Here is a 21,569-nt window from a genome sequence, read left to right as displayed (position 1 = left end):
TACAGGAAACGCATTCCAATGTAGGAGCTGCCGCAGGCTGCGATCTTTTGCCTTTAACAAATAGAACAGGCCCCGACACAAGTGCCGGGGCCCGTAATGGTCACATCCGTGTGACCGTTCGCATGAACTCTAAAGTTGCGGCAGACGTATGGCTCGGCCCGTCTGTCGCGCCTTCTCCCGGTCCAGGCGAGAAGTCATGCCTTACTCGGCTTTCAGGCCATCAGCGGAGACCGCTTTGACGCCTTTGATTTTCTTGGTGATGTTCACGGCGGTGGTTTTCTGAGCTTCGGTCACAGCTACAGTCGACGACAGCGAAACAACGCCTTTGTTGGTTTCTACTTTGATGTCGGTGCCTGGGATGCCTTTTTCGGTGACCAGGTCGCTTTTGACTTTGGTGGTGATCCAGGTATCGGAAGTAGTTTCTTTAGCCTTGGTCATTTCACCGGCGGCCAGAGTCATTGGAGCCTGGGTAGCCTGGGTGGTTTGTGCAAAAGCGCCGGTCATGGTCAGGGTCAGCGCGGTAGCAGCAGCGGCAGTGATAGCGAACTTCTTCATACGAGTAACTCCTGTTTTTCTGGAAAGTCTGCTGCGTGTCTTGTCAGCAGGGTTACCAAGGTAGTTGCGAACGCTGTGCCAACTTTTGAAAATCGATAATCTCCTTATAAATCAATGAGATATGAATTAGCCAAATTTTCGAAATCATGCATTTTGCATGACCTTCGGTTTATCTACATGCAAGTTACGGTTTTTTGGAAAGTTCCTAACACGCTGAAAATATTGAAGCTTTTGTGAAGCACCAGACAATAGAAAATGCCCCGACAGTGCGGGGCATTTTTTCTACAGCTACAGTCTGACGCCGTGTGGTTACACCCCTGGGCAACTGGTGGTTGTGTAGTCTTTGGAGCCGGAGAACTTGCAAGTCCAGCCGGTGGTGGCGCTACGGGTCAGGGTGACGGTTTGACCCAATACCGGCGCTGGCGCGTTGAGCAAGGTGCAGGTAATGGTGCCCGTCCCATCGGCGACCTTACCGGCGGCCGTCAAGGTGCAATTCTGTGTCGCGGCGGTCCCGGCGTTGACGTTGGTGAGGCTCGGATCGGTCGACCCGGCATTGATGACGTCCTCGAAATTGACTTTGAGCGCCGACGCCTCGGCAATCCCTGCCGTGACCTTGGCCCGCGCCTGATACTTGGAATACTGCGGCAAGGCGATGGTCGCCAGAATGCCGATGATCGCCACAACGATCAGCAGCTCGATCAGAGTGAAACCTTGTTGTTTTTTCATAGACACGCTCCATGCATGAGTCGAAATCTCATGATCTGCAAAGGACGCAGCATAGCCCATGCCAATGCCTTCAGGCCCCAGTCATTGGGCACCCATCCGCTGCCGCGCCCTTTCCTACAACCTCTAACCGCACTATCTGACACTTTTTGTCACCTGCACCCGACGTGTTTGGCGCTGTCACTTGACTAGGCTATAAGTCATGAACGGCAAGCGTGCGGAATCCCCATGAATGACATCGCTCTGAGCGGTCTGGCCAAGCAATTGGTGCAGGCCGAACTGCTCACGGAAAAAAGTGCCCAGCAAGCCTGGCAGCAAGCCCAGCGCAATCGCCTGTCGCTGGTCAGTTACCTGGTGCAGAACAAGCTGGTGAAGGGCTGGCAGGTAGCCGAGATCGCGTCAGAGCATTTCGGCATGGCGTTTCTCGACCTCAACTGCCTCGACAAGGAAACCCAGCCCAAAGGCCTGGTCAGCGAAAAACTTGTGCGCCAGCACCACGCGCTACCTTTGTGGCGGCGTGGCAACAAACTGTTCGTGGGCATTTCCGACCCGAGCAATCATCAAGCGATCAACGACATCCAGTTCAGCACCGGCCTGAGCACCGAAGCCATTCTGGTGGAGGACGACAAACTCACCGATGCCATCGAAAAATTCTTCGACACCCACGCCTCCGGCATCGAAGACATGGCCGACGTCGACCTCGACGGCCTCGATGTCGAATCCATCGACGACAGCAAACAGGACGCCATCGGCGGACTCGACGCCGACGACGCGCCGGTGGTGCGCTTCGTTCACAAGATGCTGCTGGATGCGATCAAGAGCGGCTCTTCCGATCTGCATTTCGAACCCTACGAAAAAAACTACCGGGTGCGGATGCGCACCGACGGCATCCTGCGCGAAGTGGCCAAGCCACCGGTGCAGTTGGCAGGACGCATCGCCGCGCGCCTGAAAGTCATGGCCAGCCTCGACATCTCGGAACGGCGCAAGCCCCAGGACGGGCGGATCAAAATGCGCCTATCGAAGAGCAAGTCGATCGATTTCCGGGTCAACACGCTGCCCACGCTGTGGGGGGAAAAAGTGGTGATCCGGATTCTCGACCCGTCCAGTGCGCAGATCGGCATCGACGCCCTCGGTTATGAGCCGGCACAGAAAGACTTGTACATGGCCGCGCTCAAGCAGCCGCAGGGCATGATTCTGGTCACCGGCCCCACGGGCTCGGGTAAAACCGTGTCGCTGTACACCGGCCTGAATATCCTCAACACCGTCGACATCAATATCTCCACCGCCGAAGACCCGGTGGAGATCAACATGGAAGGCATCAACCAGGTCAACGTCAATCCCAAGCAAGGGCTCGACTTTGCCCAGGCGCTGCGCTCGTTTCTGCGACAGGACCCGGACGTGATCATGGTCGGTGAGATCCGCGACCTGGAAACCGCCGAAATCGCCATCAAAGCTGCGCAGACCGGCCACCTCGTGCTCTCGACCCTGCACACCAACAGCGCAGCGGAAACCCTCACGCGCCTGCACAACATGGGCATTCCCGGGTTCAATATCGCTACTTCGGTCAGCCTGATCATTGCCCAACGGCTGGCGCGCAAACTCTGCAGCCATTGCAAAAGGCCGATCGAGATCCCCCGGGAAACCCTGATCAAGGAAGGTTTCCCCGAGGAACGCATCGGCCATTTCACGATCTACGAGCCGGTCGGTTGCGATCATTGCAACGGCGGATACAAGGGTCGCGTGGGGATTTATGAAGTGGTGAAAAACACACCTGAGCTGCAACGGCTGATCATGGCCGAAGGCAACTCGCTGGAAATCGATAGTCAAATGCGCCGCGACGGCTTTGATGACCTGCGCACCTCCGGCCTGCACAAGGCCATGCAAGGCATCACCAGCCTTGAAGAAATCAACCGGGTCACCAAGGACTGAACATGGCGGTCAAGGCAGCGAAAATGAATGTCTATGCCTGGGAAGGCACGGACAGGAAAGGCAGCAAAATCACCGGTGAGTTGAGCGGGCAGAACCCCGCACTGGTCAAGGCGCAACTGCGCAAACAGGGGATCAACCCGGGCAAGGTGCGCAAGAAATCGGTGTCCTTGCTGAGTCTCGGCAAACGCATCAAGGCCCAGGACATCGCCCTGTTCACCCGGCAGATGGCGACCATGATGAAGGCCGGCGTGCCGCTGCTGCAGTCGTTCGACATCATTGGCGAAGGCTTCGAAAACCCGGCCATGCGCAAACTGGTGGACGAAGTGAAACAGGAGGTCGCTGCCGGTAACAGCTTCGCCACGGCGTTGCGCAAGAAGCCGCAGTACTTCGACGAGTTGTACTGCAATCTCGTCGATGCCGGCGAACAGTCCGGCGCCCTCGATACCTTGCTGGAGCGTGTCGCCACCTATAAGGAAAAAAGCGAACGGCTCAAGGCCAAGATCAAGAAAGCCATGACCTACCCCACGGCCGTGGTATTGGTGGCAGCAGTCGTCACCGGGATTCTGCTGGTCAAAGTGGTGCCGCAGTTCCAGTCGGTGTTCAAAGGTTTCGGTGCCGAGTTGCCGGCCTTCACGCTGATGGTCATCAGCCTTTCGGAATTCATGCAGCAATGGTGGTGGGCACTGCTCGGGCTGATGGTGGTGGCGATTTTTGGCACCCGCCATGGACTGAAGAAATCTCAGGCCTTGCGCGACCGTCGCGACACCTGGCTGTTGAAGTTGCCGCTGGTGGGCACGCTGATGTACAAGTCCGCCGTCGCCCGTTTCGCCCGGACCCTGTCGACCACGTTCGCTGCCGGGGTGCCATTGGTGGAGGCGCTCGACTCGGTGGCCGGCGCCACCGGCAATGTGGTGTTCAAACGCGCGGTACTGCGGATTCGCCAGGATGTCGCCACCGGCATGCAGCTGAATTTCGCCATGCGCACCACCGGGGTGTTTCCGAACATGGCGGTGCAGATGACCGCCATCGGCGAGGAGTCCGGCGCACTCGACGAGATGCTCGACAAAGTTGCAGGGTTCTACGAAGAGGAAGTGGATAACATGGTCGACAACCTCACCAGCCTGATGGAACCGTTCATCATGGTCGTGCTGGGGGTGATCGTCGGCGGGCTGGTGGTGGCCATGTACCTGCCGATCTTCCAACTCGGCTCAGCGATCTGACATGCCTATCGACGAACTGTTTGCCCTGTACCCGCTGGCTTTTGTCTGCACCGCGCTGCTGTTGGGCCTGGTGGTCGGCAGCTTTCTCAATGTGTTGATCTGGCGCTTGCCGAAAATGCTCGAGCGCGATTGGCGCCAGCAGGCCCACGACGTGCTCGGCCTGCCCGGCGAAACGTCGCTGCCGACCTACAACCTGATGCTGCCGCACTCCGAATGCCCGCACTGCGGGCACCGTATTCGTCCGTGGGAAAACATTCCGCTGCTCAGTTATCTGTGGCTGCGCGGGCGCTGTTCGGCCTGCGCGGCACCGATCAGCAAACGTTACCCGCTGACCGAGCTGGCGTGTGGGCTGCTCTCGGCCTTCATCGCCTGGCATTTCGGTTTCGGCTGGCCGGCGTGCCTGCTGATCTTCCTCACCTGGGGCTTGCTGGCGATGAGCCTGATCGACACCGCGCATCAATTGCTGCCCGATGTGTTGGTGCTGCCGTTGCTGTGGCTGGGATTGATCGTCAACAGTTTCGGGCTGTTCGTGCCGTTGCACGATGCTCTGTGGGGCGCGGTGGCCGGTTACATGGCGCTGTGGTCGGTGTTCTGGCTGTTCAAGTTGCTGACCGGCAAGGACGGCATCGGCCACGGTGACTTCAAGCTGCTGGCATTGCTTGGCGCGTGGGGCGGCTGGCAGATTCTGCCGCTGACCATCCTGCTGTCGTCGCTGGTGGGGGCGATCATCGGCGTGATTCTGTTGCGTTTGCGCAAGCAGGAAACCTCGACACCGATCCCCTTCGGCCCCTATCTGGCAATTGCCGGCTGGATTGCCTTGCTCTGGGGTGGTCAAATAACCGACTTCTATTGGCAGTTTGTCGGTCTGAAATGAATACCCCTGTGGAAAAACCCTGGATTCTCGGCCTGACCGGCGGCATCGGCAGCGGCAAGAGCGCAGCCGCCCAACACTTTATCGACCTCGGCATTCATGTCGTGGATGCCGATCACGCGGCGCGCTGGGTGGTCGAGCCTGGCCGCCCGGCGCTGGCAAAGATTGCCGAGCATTTCGGCCCCGGCGTGTTACAAGCTGACGGCACGCTGGACCGTGCGGCCCTGCGCAAACTGATCTTCGAGATTGCAGAGCAGCGGCGTTGGCTCGAAGCCTTGCTGCATCCGTTGATCGCCGAGGAAATCGCTCATCACCTGGCACTGGCAAAATCGCCTTACGCGATTCTGGTGTCGCCGCTGTTGATCGAATCCGGGCAATACGCGATGACCCAGCGCATCCTGGTGATCGACGCCCCGCAACAATTGCAGATCGAACGTACCTTGCAGCGTGACCAGACCAGCGAACAGCAGGTTCAGGCGATCCTCAAGGCCCAGTCGAGCCGTGAAGACCGCGTGAGCCGCGCCGACGACGTGGTGGTCAACGACCGCGACCTCGCCTGGCTGCACAGCGAAGTCGAGCGTCTGCATCACTTTTACCTGACTTTATCCGGAGGCCAAGCATGAGCCAGATTCCTACCGTTGAATGCCCAACCTGCGGCGCGCCCGTTGAGTTCACCGCTGAAAACAAGTTTCGCCCGTTCTGTTCCGATCGCTGCAAACTGATCGACCTCGGCGCCTGGGCGTCGGAAGAACACAAGATTCCGGTGGCACCGGATGCGGAAGACGAACTGTTTTCCGGCGATTTCGATCCGCGCCACTGATCGCGGTCAGGGCCGCATAAAGCCGTAGTCCTGTTCGTCGTCGAGGTTTTCCGCGAGAAAGCGCAACTCGTCAGCCAGGTCTTCGGCATTGCGCACCGCCTTGCTCTGCTGCACCACGGCACTGAGCAAGGCGCGCAAACTCAAACCGGGGTCAAACCCGACCTCTTGCGCCATGTCCAGACTCTGCCGGGTTTCCTGCCTCGCCCACTCGTACACACTCATGCCGCAGCTCCTGAAGGGATTTGACTGAGCATGAGATTTTGTCTGCGTGGTCGGTTTGATGTGGATCAAGGCTTGGGATCGTCGTCCTTCCACGGTGCCGAAAGGTAGCGCGTGCGATTGAAGGTCTCCAGCCATTCCGGGCAGAACACCACCAGCGCGCTGATGACCATGCCGTTGATGAACGCCTCAGGGAAAATGATCAGCCACAGGTAACCGATGAAATCCTCCAGCCATTCCGGCATGGCAAAGATGCCGTCATACCAGAGCAACGTCAGGCTCAGCAGCAGGCAAAGCAATGCCGACAACGCGGCAGCCAGAAACCCCGAACAGAAGATATAAACGAAAGGATTACGCGGTTGCGCACGCTCGACCAGAATCGCCACGCACTCGGTGATCAGCACCGGCAACAGAATAAACAGCGAACCGTTGACCCCGAGGGCCAGCAGATCCTGGCGCCCGAGCAGCACCAGACCGAGTTGCGCGACCAGGCCGCCGACAATCGCCAACGGCCAGTCCAGCAGTAATGTCACGGCGGTCATGCCGATGAAGTGATAAGACACGCCGGTGTCGAAATCCCTGCGCACCAGCCACAGCAGAAACAACGCGAACACCGTGCCGAACAACAGATGCTGACGACGGCTGTCACTGAACAGCTCGACCCACGGCGCCCGCACGACCGCCCAAAGCAGCACCGGCAAGTAAATCAGCCAACCGAATGTCAGACTTGCCGTCGAAAGCAGTTCAGCCCCAATCATGACTCCCTCACCCTCCATCGACATCCCCCCGTAGGAGCTGCCGCAGGCTGCGATCTTTTGATCATGCTGTTAAATGAAAAATCAAAAGATCGCAGCCTTCGGCAGCTCCTACAAGGGCGAGGTGAACGGGCGGTGCAAGCAAAGCTTTCTGCTAGTCGCATTTGAACGCTAAGCTTGGGCCTATGGATGACTCAGATTATTTACGCCTGCTGACCATCGCGGCCGAGCAAGCCAACGCGTTCCTGTCCAATGCCCGCAAATGGGAGCGTGAGCGTTGGGTCTGCCAGCGCCTGCTGCAAGGCCTGAACATTCCCTACCGCGCCGACGAATTCGCGCCGGCCGGCGAGCCGCCGGACGTATTGTTTCGTGATGCCAATTTCGAAGTGTTTTTCGTCCTCGATGAAGGCCGTCGCCTCAACGACGAATGGCGCGACGAACTGCAGCGCCGGCGCAGCGCTTTTTCGCTCAGCCAACTGGTGCGACGTGAAGCCAAGCCCAAGCGCATCCCGGCTAATGAATTCCTTATGCGACTGGCGCCGACTTTGCGCAAAAAAGCCCACAACTACAAAGAGCGCGGCATGGATCTGGGCGAACTGGACATCATTGCCTTCGCCAGCCTTAAACGCGAAGTGCTCGACTTGAACAGCCACTTCCCGCCGCCCACCGAATATTTGCGTCAGGGCTGGCGCTCTCTGTCCCTGGTCGGCCCGACCTTCGCCCGCGTGCTGTTCGCCCACCCGGATGCGCCGGATTTTCTGCGCAGCAACCTCGGCCGCAGCATCGTCTTCGACGTCGGGATCAGCCTGTGACGCCGCTTCAGCAACTGATTGCCGACGTACCGCAGACCGGCCGTGTGCGCTGGATCGGTGTGCGCCCCGAATCCCGTGGGCCGATGATCGAGCTGGACGCCGTCGAGGCGCGGCTCGAAGCCGGGCTGACCGGCGATCACGCCCGGCCCGGCGTGCGTAATGCGCGGCAGGTGACGCTGATTCAGTTCGAACACCTCGCGGTGATCAGCGCGTTGATGGGCCGTGCCGACAATCAACCGGTCAGGCCTGAAGATCTGCGGCGCAATCTCGTTATCAGCGGTATCAATTTGTTTAGCCTGAAGGGCCGGCGCTTTCGCATCGGCCAGGCCATCTTCGAAACCACCGGTTGGTGTCAGCCCTGCGCACGCTTGCAGAACAACCTCGGCCCCGGCACGTTTCAAGCCGTGCGCGGGCATGGCGGAATTACCGCGCGGGTGTTACAAAGCGGGATCATTCGCCTCGATGATGGCGTGTCTGTCGAGCCGGTTCCGGACAGCGGCTATGCTCCGTTCAACCCCGGATAAAAACCGCTGTAGCTTGTTCACATTCAGCAACGTCTACCTGACGAGGCCATTATGACCAGCCGCCTGAACCCCGAAGACCAAAAGCATGTCGAAGAGTACCTGCAACTGTCCCAACACCGAGTCGAGCGCCGGCCTTTCCGGCCGTGGATGCTCCTGGTGCTGGTGCTGGCAGTGACCATTGGTCTGGGCCTGTTGAGCCGATTTATCAGTTACCTGACGCTATGAGCAGCTTGGCGCTCGCTTGGGTAACCGCACCGATTTCCTTTAAAAACCTTGCGAGTTATCCCTATGTCTCATCGTATTGTTATTGTCGGCGGCGGCGCCGGCGGTCTGGAGTTGGCTACCCGTCTGGGTAAGACCCTGGGCAAGCGCGGCACCGCCAGCGTGATGCTGGTCGACGCCAACCTCACGCACATCTGGAAACCGCTGCTGCACGAAGTGGCCGCCGGCTCGCTGAACTCCTCCGAAGACGAACTCAACTATGTTGCCCAGGCAAAATGGAACCACTTCGAGTTCCAGCTGGGGCGCATGAGCGGGCTTGATCGCGCACAGAAAAAAATCCAGCTGGCCGCGACCTATGACGAAAACGGCGTCGAACTGGTGCCCGCGCGGGAAGTGCAGTACGACTCGCTGGTGATCAGCGTCGGCAGCACCACCAACGATTTCGGCACCCAGGGCGCGGCGCAGCACTGCCTGTTCCTCGACACCCGCAAACAGGCCGAGCGTTTCCACCAGCAACTGCTCAATCACTATCTGCGGGCACACGCCGGGCAAACCGATGTGGTTGAGCAGATCAGCGTCGCGATCGTCGGCGCGGGCGCCACTGGCGTTGAGCTGGCGGCAGAGCTGCACAACGCGGCGCATGAGCTGGCGGCGTATGGTCTGGATCGAATCAAACCGGAAAACATGCACATCACCCTGATCGAAGCCGGGCCACGGGTGCTGCCTGCCCTGCCGGAGCGTATCAGCGGGCCGGTACACAAGACCCTGGAGAAACTCGGGGTCAATGTGATGACCAACGCCTCGGTCAGCGAAGTGACAGCGGACAGCCTGATTACTGCCGACGGCAACGAGATCAAGGCCAGCCTGAAAGTCTGGGCCGCCGGTATTCGTGCACCAGGCTTCCTCAAGGACATCGATGGCCTGGAAACCAACCGCATCAACCAGCTACAAGTGCTGCCGACTCTGCAAACCACCCGCGATGAAAACATCTTCGCCTTCGGTGACTGCGCGGCCTGCCCGCAACCGGGCACCGATCGCAACGTGCCGCCGCGTGCACAAGCGGCGCACCAACAGGCGTCATTGCTGGCCAAGTCGCTGAAGCTGCGCATCGAAGGCAAGACCCTGCCGGAGTACAAGTACACCGACTACGGCTCGTTGATCTCGCTGTCGCGTTTCTCGGCTGTGGGTAACTTGATGGGCAACCTGACCGGCAGCGTGATGCTCGAAGGCTGGCTGGCGCGGATGTTTTACGTGTCGCTGTACCGCATGCACCAGATGGCGCTGTACGGGCCGTTCCGCACGGCGATGCTGATGCTGGGAAGCAAGATTGGTCGCGGGACTGAGCCGCGTTTGAAGCTGCACTAAACAAAAAACTGTGGGAGCTGACTTGCTCCCACATTGTTTTGTGCTGACCCCAAAATCCACAGACAACTGCAAAAAATGTAGGAGTGAGCCTGCTCGCGATAGCGTTCTGTCAGTCACATCTTCAGTGACCAAACCACCGCTATCGCGAGCAGGCTCACTCCTACAATGGATCTCCACTTATCAGAGCTGGAAGCGGCGCACCATGCCTTGCAGCGCGTTGGCCAGTTGCGACAGTTCATGGCTCGATGCGCTGGTCTGATCGGCGCCTGCCGCCGAACGCACTGACAGATCACGTATGTTCACCAGATTGCGATCCACTTCGCGTGCGACCTGTGCCTGTTCTTCCGCCGCACTGGCGATCACCAGATTGCGCTCGTGAATCTCGTGCACCGACGCCGTGATGGTCAACAACGCTTCTCCCGCACGTTCAGCGAGCACCAAGGTACTGGCGGCACGCGAGGCACTGGCCTGCATCGAATCCAGCGCCAGGCTCGAACCACTGCGCATGCCCTGCACCATCTGCTCGATCTCCTGTGTCGATTGCTGCGTGCGATAAGCCAACGCTCGCACCTCATCGGCGACCACCGCAAAGCCTCTACCACTCTCCCCCGCTCGCGCCGCTTCAATCGCCGCATTGAGCGCCAGCAGGTTGGTCTGCTCGGCGATCGCCCGGATCACATCAAGCACTTTGCCAATGTCCTGCGACTGATTGGCCAGTGATTGCACCAATGCGCCGGTGTGTCGCACATCGTTGCTCAGTGCGCTGATCGCGCTGGCGGTTTCGTTGACGCGTTCCTGCCCCAAATGCGCCGATTCGCTGGACTGCCGCGTGGCATCGGACGTGGACACGGCATTGCGCGCCACCTCTTCCACGGCTGTGGTCATCTCGTTGACGGCGGTGGCCGCCTGTTCGATTTCATTGTTCTGCTGTTGCAGGCCCTGCGTGCTGTCGAGGGTCACGGCACTGAGCTCGTCAGCTGCAGTGGCCAGTTGCGTGGCCGAACCGCTGATGCCTTGCAGTGTGTCGCGCAAATTCTGCTGCATGGTCGCCAGGGCCTTGAGCAAACGGCTGACTTCATCGTTGCCATGGGTTTCGATCGGCCGGGTCAGGTCGCCTTGGGCCACGCTTTCAGCAGCGCTCACTGCACTGCTCAACGGGCGGACGATACTGCGCGTGAGCAACATCGCCAGCGCCACCGTGGCCAACGCCGCCAGTGCGATGAACAGACTGACGATGGTGCGCGACGTCTGATAATGATCGGCAGACTTCTGGCTTTCAGCGGCGACCTGTTTGGCGAACAGATCCGCCAGGTCATTGAGTTGCTTGCCGGAACCGTCGACGACGGTTTTCATGTCGACCAGCAACAGCTTGGTCAGCTCATCGCGCTTGCCCTGCTGGGCAAGGGTGAAGGACTGAGCGATACCGGTCCGATAAGCCGCAAAGGTTGTTTTGAATTGGTCATAGAGCTGCTGGCCTTCCGGAGTGGTGACCAGTTCGTCGTAAGCGGCGATTTTCTCGCTCAGCTCCTTGTCGCGAGTATCCATCTGGCTGCGGTAGGTGGCGATATTGTTCGGATCCTGATCCAACGCCATGCGCAACGAGATGGTGCGGATGCGCAGCATGATCTCGCGAATTTCGTCGCCGCCACGAATGCTCGGCAGCCACTGATTTTCTACCGCGACCTCACTGTCGCGAATACTCGACATCTGCCCCAGCGCAAACACGCCGAGCAAGGCAACCAACACCGCAATCAGGGCGAATCCCAGGGCAGCCCGGGGAGCAATATTCAACTGACGAAGCAACATGACGAACGCCCTTATTCTTGTATTGGCCAGATTCAAGGGGCGAAGCAGTGGCAGTCCCCTCTCGTTAGCGGGCTATCGGCAGGTTGTATGATGACTTGAAGGGGAAATGAGTTTTTGTCGGACAAAAAAAAATCCCCGTATCTTTCGATACGAGGATTTTTAATATGGTCGGGGTAAGGGGATTCGAACTCCTGACATCCTGCTCCCAAAGCAGGCGCGCTACCGGACTGCGCTATACCCCGGTAAAAAAAAGGCGACCTTTCAAAGATCGCCTTCTTCGATCAGCGCTTTTGGCCTCTGATCTTAAGATTCGATCCCAGCGTTAACTGGTTTCAAAAATGGTGGGTCGTGTGGGATTCGAACCTACGACCAATTGGTTAAAAGCCAACTGCTCTACCAACTGAGCTAACGACCCAAAAATGGTCGGGGTAAGGGGATTCGAACTCCTGACATCCTGCTCCCAAAGCAGGCGCGCTACCGGACTGCGCTATACCCCGGCTTGAAATTGGCTCCGTGACCAGGACTCGAACCTGGGACCCAATGATTAACAGTCATTTGCTCTACCGACTGAGCTATCACGGAACTACATATTTCAATTTACAACGGTGAAACTTACTGCTTCCAGTCACTCTTTCGCATCGCTGCGTTCGTGTGTCTGAGGCGCGCTATTCTACAACCTAGAACACCTCTGTCAACCCCCTAAATTGCTTTCAAGTTAATGATTTGCAACTTATTTCAGATTTCAGCTCAGTGAGTTGAAACCGTCTTGGCGACTGACTGCGGGGCGCACTTTACAAGCCTTTTCCTTTGAGTTCAACAGCCTAACGAAAAAAAAGGCCCCACAAGGTGGGGCCTGCCAATTTTCATTGGCCTTTGGGCTTAGTTGAAAACGATTTCGTCGTTCTCGACCACACCCGTTGCCGTGTCGCCTGGCATGAAATGACCCGAGAGGATCAATTGCGCCAGCGGGTTTTCGATCCAGCGCTGAATCGCACGCTTCAAAGGACGTGCGCCATACACCGGGTCGTAGCCGACAGCGATCAGCTTGTCCATCGCTTCTGGACTCAGTTCCAGCTTCAGCTCACGCTCGGCCAGACGTGTACGCAGACGACCCAACTGGATCTCGGTAATGCCTGCGATCTGATCCCGCGCCAGCGGCTCGAAGATCACCACTTCATCGACCCGGTTGATGAACTCCGGACGGAAGTGCGACGTCAGTGCATCCATTACCGCAGCACGCTGCGCTTCACGATCACCGACCAGTTCCTGGATCTGTACCGACCCCAGGTTCGAAGTCATCACGATCACCGTGTTGCGGAAGTCCACCGTACGGCCGTGGCTGTCGGTCAGGCGACCATCCTCAAGCACTTGCAGCAAGATGTTGAACACATCCGGGTGCGCCTTCTCGACTTCGTCCAGCAGGATCACCGAATAAGGCTTGCGACGCACAGCCTCGGTCAGGTAACCGCCCTCTTCGTAGCCGACATATCCTGGTGGCGCACCGATCAAGCGAGCCACGGAATGTTTCTCCATGAACTCGGACATGTCGATCCGCACCATCGCCTCTTCAGTATCAAAGAGGAATTCGGCCAGCGCCTTGCACAGCTCGGTTTTACCAACACCGGTCGGGCCGAGGAACATGAACGAGCCGCTTGGGCGATTCGGGTCGGACAACCCGGCGCGCGAACGCCGTACTGCGTTAGCGACGGCGACCACCGCTTCTTCCTGGCCGATCACCCGTTTGTGCAACAGGCTTTCCATCTTCATCAGCTTGTCGCGCTCGCCTTCGAGCATTTTTGACACGGGGATGCCGGTCCACTTCGACACGACCTCAGCGATCTCTTCCTCAGTCACCTTGCTGCGCAGCAACTGGTTTTCGCTCTTGCCGTGCTGATCGACCATTTGCAGGCTGCGCTCCAGATCCGGGATCACCCCGTACTGCAACTCGGCCATGCGGTTCAGGTCGCCTTTACGGCGTGCCGCTTCCAGTTCCTGACGCGACTGTTCAATCTTCTGCTGAATCTGCGCAGAACCCTGCACCTCGGCTTTTTCCGAGTTCCAGATTTCTTCCAGATCGGAATACTCGCGTTCGAGACGGACGATTTCTTCCTGGAGTTTCTCCAGACGTTTCATCGCCGCTTCATCGCTTTCTTTCTTCAGCGCCTGCGATTCCACCTTCAACTGAATCAGGCGACGCTCCAGACGATCGAGCACTTCCGGCTTGGAGTCGATTTCCATGCGGATGCGGCTGGCGGCCTCGTCGATCAGGTCGATGGCCTTGTCCGGCAGCTGCCGGTCAGTGATGTAGCGATGGCTGAGCTTCGCCGCCGCAATGATCGCGCCGTCGGTGATCGCTACCTTGTGGTGAACCTCGTAACGCTCTTTGAGGCCACGCAGGATGGCGATGGTGTCTTCTTCGCTCGGCTCATCCACCAGGACTTTCTGGAAGCGTCGCTCGAGCGCAGCGTCCTTCTCTATATATTGGCGGTACTCGTTGAGCGTGGTCGCGCCAACGCAGTGCAACTCGCCGCGCGCCAGTGCAGGCTTGAGCATGTTGCCGGCGTCCATCGAGCCTTCGCCCTTACCGGCACCGACCATGGTGTGCAATTCGTCGATGAACAGAATGATCTGCCCTTCCTGCTTCGACAGCTCGTTGAGCAGCGATTTCAGGCGCTCTTCGAACTCACCGCGATACTTGGCACCGGCAATCAGCGCGCCCATGTCCAGCGAGAGCAGACGTTTGCCTTTGAGGCCGTCCGGCACTTCGCCGTTGATGATGCGCTGCGCCAGACCTTCGGCGATCGCGGTTTTACCCACGCCAGGTTCGCCGATCAGCACCGGGTTGTTCTTGGTGCGCCGTTGCAGAACCTGAATGGTGCGACGGATTTCGTCGTCACGGCCGATCACCGGGTCAAGCTTGCCGTCTTCGGCACGCTTGGTCAGGTCGACGGTGTATTTATCCAGCGCCTGACGCGACTCTTCGTGGTTGGCGTCATTCACCGCTTCGCCGCCACGCAGGTTGTTGATCGCGTTTTCCAGGGCTTTCTTGCTCACGCCCTGGCCGAGCAGCAACTTGCCGAGCTTGCTGTTCTCGTCCATTGCCGCGAGCAGCACCAGTTCGCTGGAGATGAACTGGTCGCCCTTCTGCTGGGCCAGGCGATCGGCCTGATTGAGCAGGCGCGCCAGATCCTGCGACATGTTGACGTCGCCGGTCGGGTTCTGGATTTTCGGTAATTGGTCGAGCTCTTTGGTCAGCTCTTTGCGCAAGCTGTTGACGTCGAAGCCCACCTGCATCAGCAGAGGTTTGATCGAACCACCCTGCTGTTCAAGCATGGCTTGCATCAAGTGCGCCGGCTCAATCGCCGGATGATCGTGGCCGACTGCCAACGACTGCGCGTCGGACAAGGCCAACTGTAATTTGCTGGTTAAACGGTCTATTCGCATAAGTCACCTTCCTTTTGAGCAGGCCGGACCTAAAAACCATCCTGAATAAAGAAACCTGCCAGATACCGCTATAGATGCGGTCGATTCTGCAAGATTCAAGCGTCAGGCAGTTGATGCAGATCAGACAGTCTAGCGGGTGAGCCAGATGAGGGAGGCGAAGCGACCGGTGCGCGAGGCACGGCGATAGGAGAAGAAGCGCGGATCGGTCACGGTGCAGAAACCGCCACCATAAACAGCAGTGACACCGCGTTCAGCCAGACGCAGGCGCGCCAGCTTATAGATATCAGCCATGAACTTGCCGGCATTGGGGCTCGGTACAAAGGCGTCTGCCGCTGCGGGCAATTGGTTAATGAAGACTTCGCGCACTTCCGCGCCAACCTCAAAGGCTTGCGGGCCGATGGCCGGGCCGAGCCAGACCAGAACGTCTTTGGGCGGCACATCAAGGCTGTCGAGCGTCGCTTCAAGTACACCCGCCGCCAGACCACGCCAACCGGCATGGGCCGCCGCGACACGGGTGCCGGCACGATCGCAGAACAATGCTGGCAAACAATCCGCCGTCATCGCCGCACAGGCAATACCGGGCGTTGCCGTCCAACTGGCGTCGGCGGTCGCAACAGTGCCCGGATCAGCATGCGCCACGGCAATCCCGTGCACTTGCTGCAACCAGGCAGGCTGTATAGAGAAATGATCGGTCAGACGCCGACGGTTCTCGGCAACAGCTTCAGGACGATCATCGACATGATCGCCCAGATTGAGGCTGTCGAACGGCGCCTCGCTGACACCGCCCTCGCGGGTGGTGACGCAGGCTTTGACGCTGGCCGGCGCGGGCCAGTCCGGCGTCAGCCAGTTCATCCGATGAAGGCCTCGCGATCCTGCTTGAGCAGGGTCAGCAGCCAGACGAAATCTTCTGGCAGCGGCGATTCCCAGCTCATGCGTATACCGGTCGTCGGATGATCCAGTTCAAGGAAGCGCGCATGCAGGGCCTGACGCGGGAAATGCTTGAGCGATTCAACCATGGTCGGGTTAGCGGCTGGCGGAATGCGGAAACGACCGCCGTACGCCGGATCGCCGACCAACGGGAAGTTGATGTGCGACATGTGTACGCGAATCTGGTGAGTACGACCGGTTTCCAGCTTCACCCGTACGTGGGTGTGCGAACGGAAACGCTCCAGCACGCGGTAGTGGCTGACGGCAGGCTTGCCGCCTTCCATCACCGCCATGCGCTGGCGCTGCTGGCCGTGACGACCGATCGGGGCGTTGATCTTGCCACCGGCGGTGACCACACCAATCACGATGCACTCATAGATGCGGCTGACGCTGCGACTCTGCAATTGAGTAACAAGCTTTGTCTGCGCCTGAATGGTCTTGGCCACCACCATCAGACCGGTGGTGTCCTTGTCCAGGCGATGCACGATGCCGGCGCGCGGAACATTGATGATGTCCGGCACGTGGTGCAGCAAGGCATTGAGCAAAGTGCCATCGGCATGACCGGCAGCCGGGTGTACCACCAGGCCCGCGGGCTTGTTGATCACCAGAATGTCGTCGTCTTCATAGACGATGTCGAGCTCGATGTCCTGGGCGATCCACTCGCCCTGGGCTTCCTGCTCGGCAGTCAGCTCAAGGATGGCACCGCCGTGCACGATGTCGCGAGGGCGGATGACCGCCCCGTCCACAGTCAGGCGACCTTCTTTGATCCAGGCGGAAAGGCGCGAGCGAGAGTGCTCAGCGAAGAGTTGGGCAGCGACTTGATCGAGGCGTTGGCCGCCCAATTCGGACGGCACCTCTGCGCGAAGTTCAATTTTATCGGACATGCTCTGACTGTGCGTCGGCACAGCTTTTGGTTTCGGCTGCGCGCTTGTGGTTAAATACGGCGTCTTTTGCCCCGAGGCTTTTCAACGGGGCGCTCATCATAACAGGACGGCCCCGCCCAAGACAGCGGCCGTCATAGGGACGCAAGCCGCCATGCAAGTGAAACACCTGCTGCTGATCGCCATCCTCGCATTGACCGCTGCTTGCTCATCGAAGGAAGTCGTAGACGAAAACCTCAGCGAAGCCGAGCTGTATCAGCAGGCTCAGACTGACCTGGACAACAACAGCTACACCAGCGCCACAGCCAAGCTGAAGGCTCTGGAGTCGCGTTATCCGTTCGGTCGCTACGCCGATCAGGCACAGCTGGAGCTGATCTACGCCAACTATAAGAACGCCGAGCCGGAAGCTGCAAAATCCGCCGCCGAGCGTTTCATTCGTTTGCATCCGCAGCACCCGAACGTGGATTACGCGTACTACTTGAAAGGTCTGACTTCTTTCGACCAGGACGTTGGCCTGCTGGCGCGCTTCCTGCCGCTGGACATGACCAAGCGTGACCCGGGCGCCGCGCGCGACTCGTACAACGAGTTCGCCCAGCTGACCAGCCGCTACCCGAACAGCCGCTACGCGCCGGACGCCAAGCAGCGCATGATCTACCTGCGCAACCTGCTGGCAGCCTACGAAATCCACGTGGCCGACTACTACCTGACCCGTCAGGCGTATGTTGCCGCTGCCAACCGTGGCCGCTATGTAGTGGAAAACTTCCAGGAAACCCCATCGGTCGGTGACGGCCTGGCGGTAATGACTGAGGCTTACCAGCGTCTGCACCTGGACGAGCTGGCCAACACAAGTCTGGAAACCCTGAAACTCAACTACCCGAATCACCCGAACCTGCAAGACGGTCAGTTCGTGCCACGGGTTGCCGAAGCCGACAACCGTTCGTTCCTGAGCAAGGCAACCCTCGGTCTGATCGAGTCGCGTCCACCGCTGCCACCAGGCGAGACCCGCGCCAACCAGGACGTGCAGAAGCAGTTCCAGGACGCGAAAGACGCGATCCCGAACGAGCTCAAGCCTAAAGACGAAAACGGCGACGTGATCGAAGAGCCTGAGCCTGAGTCGAGCGACACTGACCGTTCGTGGTTCAGCTACATGACCTTCGGCGTATTCGACTGATTACACCGGCAGTACAGAAAAGGGAGATCTGCGGATCTCCCTTTTTCATTTCCGCGCTTTAATCCGCTGTGCGCTGCTCGGGTCCTTGGCTAAACTGCCGGATCATCAGTCGAAAAGCCGCTCATCATGCTTCGTTTATTGTTCTGGATTGCCGTGATCTTCGCCGCCATTTGGCTGTGGCGTAAATTCAAGGCACCTGCCGCGCCCTCTCAAGCCAATCGTGCCCCTCGCGAGCAGGACGCATCGCCGATGGTGCGCTGCGCCCACTGCGGCGTGCATCTGCCGCGCGATCGCGCACTCGGCGTTCAACAACAGTGGTATTGCAGCCAGGCTCACCTCGAGCAAGGCCCGGGTGCCAGTGATCGCTGAGGCCACTCACGCCGACAGCAAACAGGCGCAGCGGCTGCTGCGCCTTTATCATCTCTACCGTTTAAGCGTCGGCATCACCCTGGTGTTGCTGATCTCCAGCAACATGGATAACCGCCTGCTGACGTCGATCGACGACGACTTGCTGCGCAGCGGCAGTTGGCTGTACCTGGTGCTGAACATTTTGCTGGTGGTGTTTCTCGAGAACACCCGGCGCCCGGCGCAGCTGTTCAGCCTGGCGCTGGTTGATGTCTTGCTGCTGTGCGGCCTGTTCTACGCCGCCGGCGGTGTCGCCAGCGCGATTGGCAACCTGCTGATCGTTTCGGTCGCGATCAGCAACACCCTGCTGCGCCGACGCATTGGCTTGCTGATCGCCGCCATTGGCGCCCTCGGCATTGTCGGTTCAAGCTTTCTGCTGGGTTTCAGCCACCCGTTGAGTGCCAACGATTACTTGCAGGCCGGCACGCTCGGCGCCTTGTGTTTTGCCGCATCGCTGCTGGTGCAAGGGCTGATCCGTCGCCTCGAAGTCAGCGAAACACTGGCCGAGCAGCGCGCCAGCGAGGTGGTCGGCCTGGAAGCACTGAACGCACTGATCCTGCAACGCATGCGCACCGGCATTCTGGTGCTCGACGCAGAACGACGGGTGCAACTGGCCAACCACAGCGCCCAGACCTTGCTCGCGCAAACGCACCTTCAGGGCCACTTGATCGACGACTACGCACCGGCGCTGGTCGATCGCCTGCAACTGTGGATGAACAACCCGACCCTACGCCCGCAAAGCCTGAAGATCCCCGGTAACGGCCTCGAACTGCAACCGAACTTCATTGCTCTGGAACAGAGCCCGAACCAGCAAACCCTGGTGTTCCTCGAAGACCTCGCGCAAGTCGCCCAGCAAGCCCAGCAATTGAAGCTTGCCGCGCTCGGGCGCCTGACTGCCGGCATCTCCCATGAAATTCGCAATCCACTGGGCGCTATCAGTCATGCCGCGCAGCTATTGGGTGAATCCGAGGAACTCGATGGCGCCGATCGGCGTCTGACGCAGATCATTCAAGATCACTCCCAGCGCATGAATCGAGTCATCGAAAACGTCCTGCAACTGTCCCGCCGTCAGCAAAGTGCACCGCAACGGCTGGATCTCAAGCCGTGGCTGGAAAACTTCGTCGTCGAAAGCCGCGAACAGGCCACCGAGCGCCAGCAGATCCATCTGCGGATCAACTCGGGTGAATTCGCCACGCTGATGGACCCCAACCAGCTCACGCAAATTCTCGACAATCTGTTGCGCAACGGCTGGCGCCACAGCGCCCTGCTGCACGATCAGGCTGAGGTCTGGTTGTCCCTGTTCGTCGACACCGACAGCCAGTTGGCGGTGCTTGAAGTGCAGGACAACGGTCCCGGCGTACCTGCCGCAGAACAGGCCCATCTGTTCGAACCGTTCTTCACTACTAGCAGCCAGGGCACCGGCCTTGGGCTTTATCTGTCCCGTGAGCTGTGCGAAAGCAACCAAGCGCGCCTAGACTTCAAACCACGCCAAGGCGGCGGCTGCTTTCGCATCACCTTTGCTCACGGACGGAAACAAAGTTGAACACGAGCCCACGGCAAAAAATCCTTATCGTCGACGACGAGCCCGATATCCGCGAACTCCTGGAAATCACCTTGGGCCGGATGAAACTCGACACCTACAGCGCCCGCAATCTGGCGGAGGCTCAAGCACTGTTGCGCCGTGAGTCATTCGATCTGTGCCTGACCGACATGCGTCTGCCCGACGGCACGGGGCTGGAATTGGTGCAGCACATTCAGCAGCGTTATCCACAATTGCCCGTGGCGATGATCACCGCGTACGGCAGCCTGGAAACGGCGATCAACGCACTCAAGGCCGGGGCGTTCGACTTCCTTACCAAACCGGTGGACCTCACGCGCCTGCGCGAACTGGTCGGCGCTGCCCTGCGCATGCCGGCCGTGGGCGGGGTTTGCACCTCGATTGATCGACGGCTGCTGGGCGATTCACAGCCGATGCGTAACCTGCGCAAACAGATCGACAAACTCGCCCGCAGCCAAGCGCCGGTGTACATCAGCGGTGAATCCGGCAGCGGCAAAGAGTTGGTCGCGCGATTGATCCACGAACAAGGCCCACGTGCCAGCCAACCGTTCGTACCGGTGAACTGCGGGGCGATTCCCTCGGAGCTGATGGAAAGCGAATTCTTCGGCCACCGCAAAGGCAGTTTCACTGGCGCGGTCGAAGACAAACCGGGGCTATTCCAGGCCGCGAACGGCGGCACGTTGTTTCTCGATGAAGTGGCGGACTTGCCGCTGTCGATGCAGGTGAAACTGCTGCGCGCGATCCAGGAAAAAGCCGTGCGCAGTGTCGGTGGGCAGCAGGAAAGCGTGGTCGATGTGCGGATTCTTTGCGCGACGCACAAGGATCTCGACGCCGAAGTGGCGGCCGAGCGTTTTCGCCAGGATCTCTATTACCGCTTGAACGTGATCGAACTGCGCGTGCCGTCGTTGCGTGAGCGCCGTGATGACATCGAAGTGCTGGCGGCGCATATGCTCAAGCGTTTGGCCAAGGACAGCGGCCAAGCGGCCGCGCGATTGCATCCACAGGCGCTGGAAGCGTTGAAGAATTATCGCTTTCCCGGGAATGTGCGCGAGCTGGAGAACGTGCTTGAGCGGGCACATACCCTGTGTGAAAACCGCACGATCGAGGCAGAGGATTTGCGCTTGAGCGAGGGCAATTGCGCGGCGGAAGGCGGCATTGCCGATCTGACGCAGATCGATAACCTGGAAGATTATCTGGAGAACGTCGAACGCAAACTGATTCTGCAGGCGCTGGAAGAAACCCGCTGGAATCGTACGGCGGCCGCGCAGCGGTTGAGTCTTTCGTTCAGGTCGATGCGTTATCGGCTGAAGAAGTTAGGCTTGGATTAGATCGCGAAAAGATCGCAGCCTTCGGCAGCTCCTA

Annotated in this window: 21 protein-coding genes and 4 tRNA genes; 13 read left to right on the top strand and 12 right to left on the bottom strand. The window is 59.1% G+C overall.

Annotated features, from left to right (window positions below):
* Nucleotides 1–201: 201 nt before the first annotated feature.
* A complete protein-coding gene (locus tag EJA70_RS02715) occupies nt 202–555 on the bottom strand; it encodes a BON domain-containing protein (RefSeq protein ID WP_158829416.1) in 354 nt (117 codons plus the stop codon).
* Nucleotides 556–864: 309 nt separating this feature from the next.
* Nucleotides 865–1,281, bottom strand: coding sequence for a pilin (locus EJA70_RS02710; protein WP_008078482.1), 417 nt, complete (start codon nt 1,279–1,281; stop codon nt 865–867).
* A 225-nt stretch (nt 1,282–1,506) separates the two neighbouring features.
* Here EJA70_RS02710 and pilB point away from each other — a divergent pair, with 225 nt between their 5' ends.
* The 5 genes from pilB to yacG are packed head-to-tail and all read left to right on the top strand — an operon-like array spanning nt 1,507 to nt 6,118.
* Nucleotides 1,507–3,207 carry a type IV-A pilus assembly ATPase PilB gene (gene pilB / locus EJA70_RS02705; RefSeq protein ID WP_008078484.1) on the top strand — a complete coding sequence of 567 codons (1,701 nt, stop codon included), beginning with the start codon at nt 1,507–1,509 and terminating at the stop codon, nt 3,205–3,207.
* A 2-nt stretch (nt 3,208–3,209) separates the two neighbouring features.
* On the top strand, nt 3,210–4,427 hold the full coding sequence (locus EJA70_RS02700; protein ID WP_158829414.1) for a type II secretion system F family protein: 1,218 nt from the start codon (nt 3,210–3,212) through the stop codon (nt 4,425–4,427).
* 1 nt (nt 4,428) lies between these two features.
* Nucleotides 4,429–5,301: an A24 family peptidase gene (locus EJA70_RS02695; protein ID WP_158829412.1), complete on the top strand. Its 873-nt coding sequence runs from the start codon at nt 4,429–4,431 to the stop codon at nt 5,299–5,301.
* A complete protein-coding gene (gene coaE / locus EJA70_RS02690) occupies nt 5,298–5,921 on the top strand; it encodes a dephospho-CoA kinase (protein WP_158829410.1) in 624 nt (207 codons plus the stop codon). Before EJA70_RS02695 ends, coaE begins: the two co-directional genes overlap by 4 nt.
* Nucleotides 5,918–6,118: a DNA gyrase inhibitor YacG gene (gene yacG, locus EJA70_RS02685; RefSeq protein WP_007909902.1), complete on the top strand. Its 201-nt coding sequence runs from the start codon at nt 5,918–5,920 to the stop codon at nt 6,116–6,118. Before coaE ends, yacG begins: the two co-directional genes overlap by 4 nt.
* A gap of 6 nt (nt 6,119–6,124) precedes the next feature.
* Here yacG and EJA70_RS02680 read toward each other — a convergent pair whose 3' ends face one another.
* Both EJA70_RS02680 and EJA70_RS02675 read right to left on the bottom strand, forming a co-directional pair.
* The gene (locus EJA70_RS02680) at nt 6,125–6,340 is read right to left on the bottom strand and encodes a hypothetical protein (protein WP_008078491.1); all 216 of its coding nucleotides are present in this window, start codon (nt 6,338–6,340) and stop codon (nt 6,125–6,127) included.
* A 65-nt stretch (nt 6,341–6,405) separates the two neighbouring features.
* A complete protein-coding gene (locus tag EJA70_RS02675; RefSeq protein ID WP_045122962.1) occupies nt 6,406–7,095 on the bottom strand; it encodes an energy-coupling factor ABC transporter permease in 690 nt (229 codons plus the stop codon).
* Between the two features lie 182 nt (nt 7,096–7,277).
* Between EJA70_RS02675 and EJA70_RS02670 the strand changes: the two genes are divergently transcribed.
* The 4 genes from EJA70_RS02670 to EJA70_RS02655 all read left to right on the top strand — a co-directional run bounded on the left by EJA70_RS02670 (nt 7,278) and on the right by EJA70_RS02655 (nt 10,015).
* On the top strand, nt 7,278–7,904 hold the full coding sequence (locus tag EJA70_RS02670; RefSeq protein ID WP_008078503.1) for a DUF1780 domain-containing protein: 627 nt from the start codon (nt 7,278–7,280) through the stop codon (nt 7,902–7,904).
* On the top strand, nt 7,901–8,428 hold the full coding sequence (locus EJA70_RS02665) for an MOSC domain-containing protein (RefSeq protein WP_158829408.1): 528 nt from the start codon (nt 7,901–7,903) through the stop codon (nt 8,426–8,428). The genes EJA70_RS02670 and EJA70_RS02665 overlap by 4 nt, the downstream gene beginning before the upstream one ends.
* Nucleotides 8,429–8,479: 51 nt before the next feature.
* Nucleotides 8,480–8,653 (top strand): DUF3094 domain-containing protein, encoded by a 174-nt coding sequence (locus EJA70_RS02660; RefSeq protein WP_007909875.1) that lies wholly within the window; start codon nt 8,480–8,482, stop codon nt 8,651–8,653.
* Nucleotides 8,654–8,716: 63 nt separating this feature from the next.
* The gene (locus EJA70_RS02655; protein WP_016986237.1) at nt 8,717–10,015 is read left to right on the top strand and encodes an NAD(P)/FAD-dependent oxidoreductase; all 1,299 of its coding nucleotides are present in this window, start codon (nt 8,717–8,719) and stop codon (nt 10,013–10,015) included.
* 180 nt (nt 10,016–10,195) lie between these two features.
* Here EJA70_RS02655 and EJA70_RS02650 read toward each other — a convergent pair whose 3' ends face one another.
* The 8 genes from EJA70_RS02650 to rluD all read right to left on the bottom strand — a co-directional run bounded on the left by EJA70_RS02650 (nt 10,196) and on the right by rluD (nt 17,076).
* Nucleotides 10,196–11,821: a methyl-accepting chemotaxis protein gene (locus tag EJA70_RS02650; RefSeq protein WP_158829406.1), complete on the bottom strand. Its 1,626-nt coding sequence runs from the start codon at nt 11,819–11,821 to the stop codon at nt 10,196–10,198.
* A gap of 165 nt (nt 11,822–11,986) precedes the next feature.
* Nucleotides 11,987–12,063, bottom strand: a tRNA-Pro gene (locus EJA70_RS02645).
* Between the two features lie 97 nt (nt 12,064–12,160).
* Nucleotides 12,161–12,236 (bottom strand) — tRNA-Lys (locus EJA70_RS02640).
* A gap of 5 nt (nt 12,237–12,241) precedes the next feature.
* Nucleotides 12,242–12,318 (bottom strand) — tRNA-Pro (locus tag EJA70_RS02635).
* A gap of 9 nt (nt 12,319–12,327) precedes the next feature.
* Nucleotides 12,328–12,403, bottom strand: a tRNA-Asn gene (locus EJA70_RS02630).
* Nucleotides 12,404–12,700: 297 nt separating this feature from the next.
* The gene (clpB, locus tag EJA70_RS02625) at nt 12,701–15,265 is read right to left on the bottom strand and encodes an ATP-dependent chaperone ClpB (protein ID WP_007909871.1); all 2,565 of its coding nucleotides are present in this window, start codon (nt 15,263–15,265) and stop codon (nt 12,701–12,703) included.
* A 129-nt stretch (nt 15,266–15,394) separates the two neighbouring features.
* Nucleotides 15,395–16,117, bottom strand: a complete 723-nt coding sequence (pgeF, locus tag EJA70_RS02620; RefSeq protein WP_158829404.1) for a peptidoglycan editing factor PgeF — start codon at nt 16,115–16,117, stop codon at nt 15,395–15,397.
* On the bottom strand, nt 16,114–17,076 hold the full coding sequence (gene rluD, locus EJA70_RS02615) for a 23S rRNA pseudouridine(1911/1915/1917) synthase RluD (RefSeq protein ID WP_008078515.1): 963 nt from the start codon (nt 17,074–17,076) through the stop codon (nt 16,114–16,116). The genes pgeF and rluD overlap by 4 nt, the downstream gene beginning before the upstream one ends.
* Nucleotides 17,077–17,227: 151 nt before the next feature.
* Here rluD and EJA70_RS02610 point away from each other — a divergent pair, with 151 nt between their 5' ends.
* The 4 genes from EJA70_RS02610 (at nt 17,228) to EJA70_RS02595 (ending at nt 21,535) form a co-directional block, all read left to right on the top strand.
* Nucleotides 17,228–18,244, top strand: a complete 1,017-nt coding sequence (locus EJA70_RS02610) for an outer membrane protein assembly factor BamD (protein ID WP_008078517.1) — start codon at nt 17,228–17,230, stop codon at nt 18,242–18,244.
* 126 nt (nt 18,245–18,370) lie between these two features.
* Complete coding sequence (locus EJA70_RS02605) at nt 18,371–18,613, top strand: PP0621 family protein (protein WP_158829402.1); 243 nt, start codon at nt 18,371–18,373, stop codon at nt 18,611–18,613.
* A complete protein-coding gene (locus EJA70_RS02600; protein ID WP_158829418.1) occupies nt 18,603–20,192 on the top strand; it encodes a PAS domain-containing sensor histidine kinase in 1,590 nt (529 codons plus the stop codon). Before EJA70_RS02605 ends, EJA70_RS02600 begins: the two co-directional genes overlap by 11 nt.
* Nucleotides 20,189–21,535, top strand: coding sequence for a sigma-54 dependent transcriptional regulator (locus EJA70_RS02595; RefSeq protein WP_158829400.1), 1,347 nt, complete (start codon nt 20,189–20,191; stop codon nt 21,533–21,535). The genes EJA70_RS02600 and EJA70_RS02595 overlap by 4 nt, the downstream gene beginning before the upstream one ends.
* Nucleotides 21,536–21,569: the final 34 nt, after the last annotated feature.

Origin of the sequence: Pseudomonas sp. PB103 (genome assembly GCF_009764635.1) — a bacterium.
Lineage (GTDB): Bacteria > Pseudomonadota > Gammaproteobacteria > Pseudomonadales > Pseudomonadaceae > Aquipseudomonas.
Note: the sequence above shows the minus strand (reverse complement) of the source record. Positions and strands in the feature narration are given on the sequence as shown.

Bases quoted from the DNA above. Each gene is read 5' to 3' on its own strand.
- EJA70_RS02695 (WP_158829412.1), top strand. From the start codon at position 4,429: ATGCCTATCGACGAACTGTTTGCCCTGTACCCGCTGGCTTTTGTCTGC.
- EJA70_RS02660 (WP_007909875.1), top strand. From the start codon at position 8,480: ATGACCAGCCGCCTGAACCCCGAAGACCAAAAGCATGTCGAAGAGTAC.
- EJA70_RS02680 (WP_008078491.1), bottom strand. From the start codon at position 6,340: ATGAGTGTGTACGAGTGGGCGAGGCAGGAAACCCGGCAGAGTCTGGAC.
- EJA70_RS02670 (WP_008078503.1), top strand. From the start codon at position 7,278: ATGGATGACTCAGATTATTTACGCCTGCTGACCATCGCGGCCGAGCAA.
- EJA70_RS02650 (WP_158829406.1), bottom strand. From the start codon at position 11,821: ATGTTGCTTCGTCAGTTGAATATTGCTCCCCGGGCTGCCCTGGGATTC.
- pilB (WP_008078484.1), top strand. From the start codon at position 1,507: ATGAATGACATCGCTCTGAGCGGTCTGGCCAAGCAATTGGTGCAGGCC.
- EJA70_RS02710 (WP_008078482.1), bottom strand. From the start codon at position 1,281: ATGAAAAAACAACAAGGTTTCACTCTGATCGAGCTGCTGATCGTTGTG.
- yacG (WP_007909902.1), top strand. From the start codon at position 5,918: ATGAGCCAGATTCCTACCGTTGAATGCCCAACCTGCGGCGCGCCCGTT.
- rluD (WP_008078515.1), bottom strand. From the start codon at position 17,076: ATGTCCGATAAAATTGAACTTCGCGCAGAGGTGCCGTCCGAATTGGGC.
- coaE (WP_158829410.1), top strand. From the start codon at position 5,298: ATGAATACCCCTGTGGAAAAACCCTGGATTCTCGGCCTGACCGGCGGC.
- EJA70_RS02675 (WP_045122962.1), bottom strand. From the start codon at position 7,095: ATGATTGGGGCTGAACTGCTTTCGACGGCAAGTCTGACATTCGGTTGG.
- EJA70_RS02605 (WP_158829402.1), top strand. From the start codon at position 18,371: ATGCTTCGTTTATTGTTCTGGATTGCCGTGATCTTCGCCGCCATTTGG.
- clpB (WP_007909871.1), bottom strand. From the start codon at position 15,265: ATGCGAATAGACCGTTTAACCAGCAAATTACAGTTGGCCTTGTCCGAC.
- EJA70_RS02700 (WP_158829414.1), top strand. From the start codon at position 3,210: ATGGCGGTCAAGGCAGCGAAAATGAATGTCTATGCCTGGGAAGGCACG.
- pgeF (WP_158829404.1), bottom strand. From the start codon at position 16,117: ATGAACTGGCTGACGCCGGACTGGCCCGCGCCGGCCAGCGTCAAAGCC.
- EJA70_RS02610 (WP_008078517.1), top strand. From the start codon at position 17,228: ATGCAAGTGAAACACCTGCTGCTGATCGCCATCCTCGCATTGACCGCT.
- EJA70_RS02715 (WP_158829416.1), bottom strand. From the start codon at position 555: ATGAAGAAGTTCGCTATCACTGCCGCTGCTGCTACCGCGCTGACCCTG.
- EJA70_RS02655 (WP_016986237.1), top strand. From the start codon at position 8,717: ATGTCTCATCGTATTGTTATTGTCGGCGGCGGCGCCGGCGGTCTGGAG.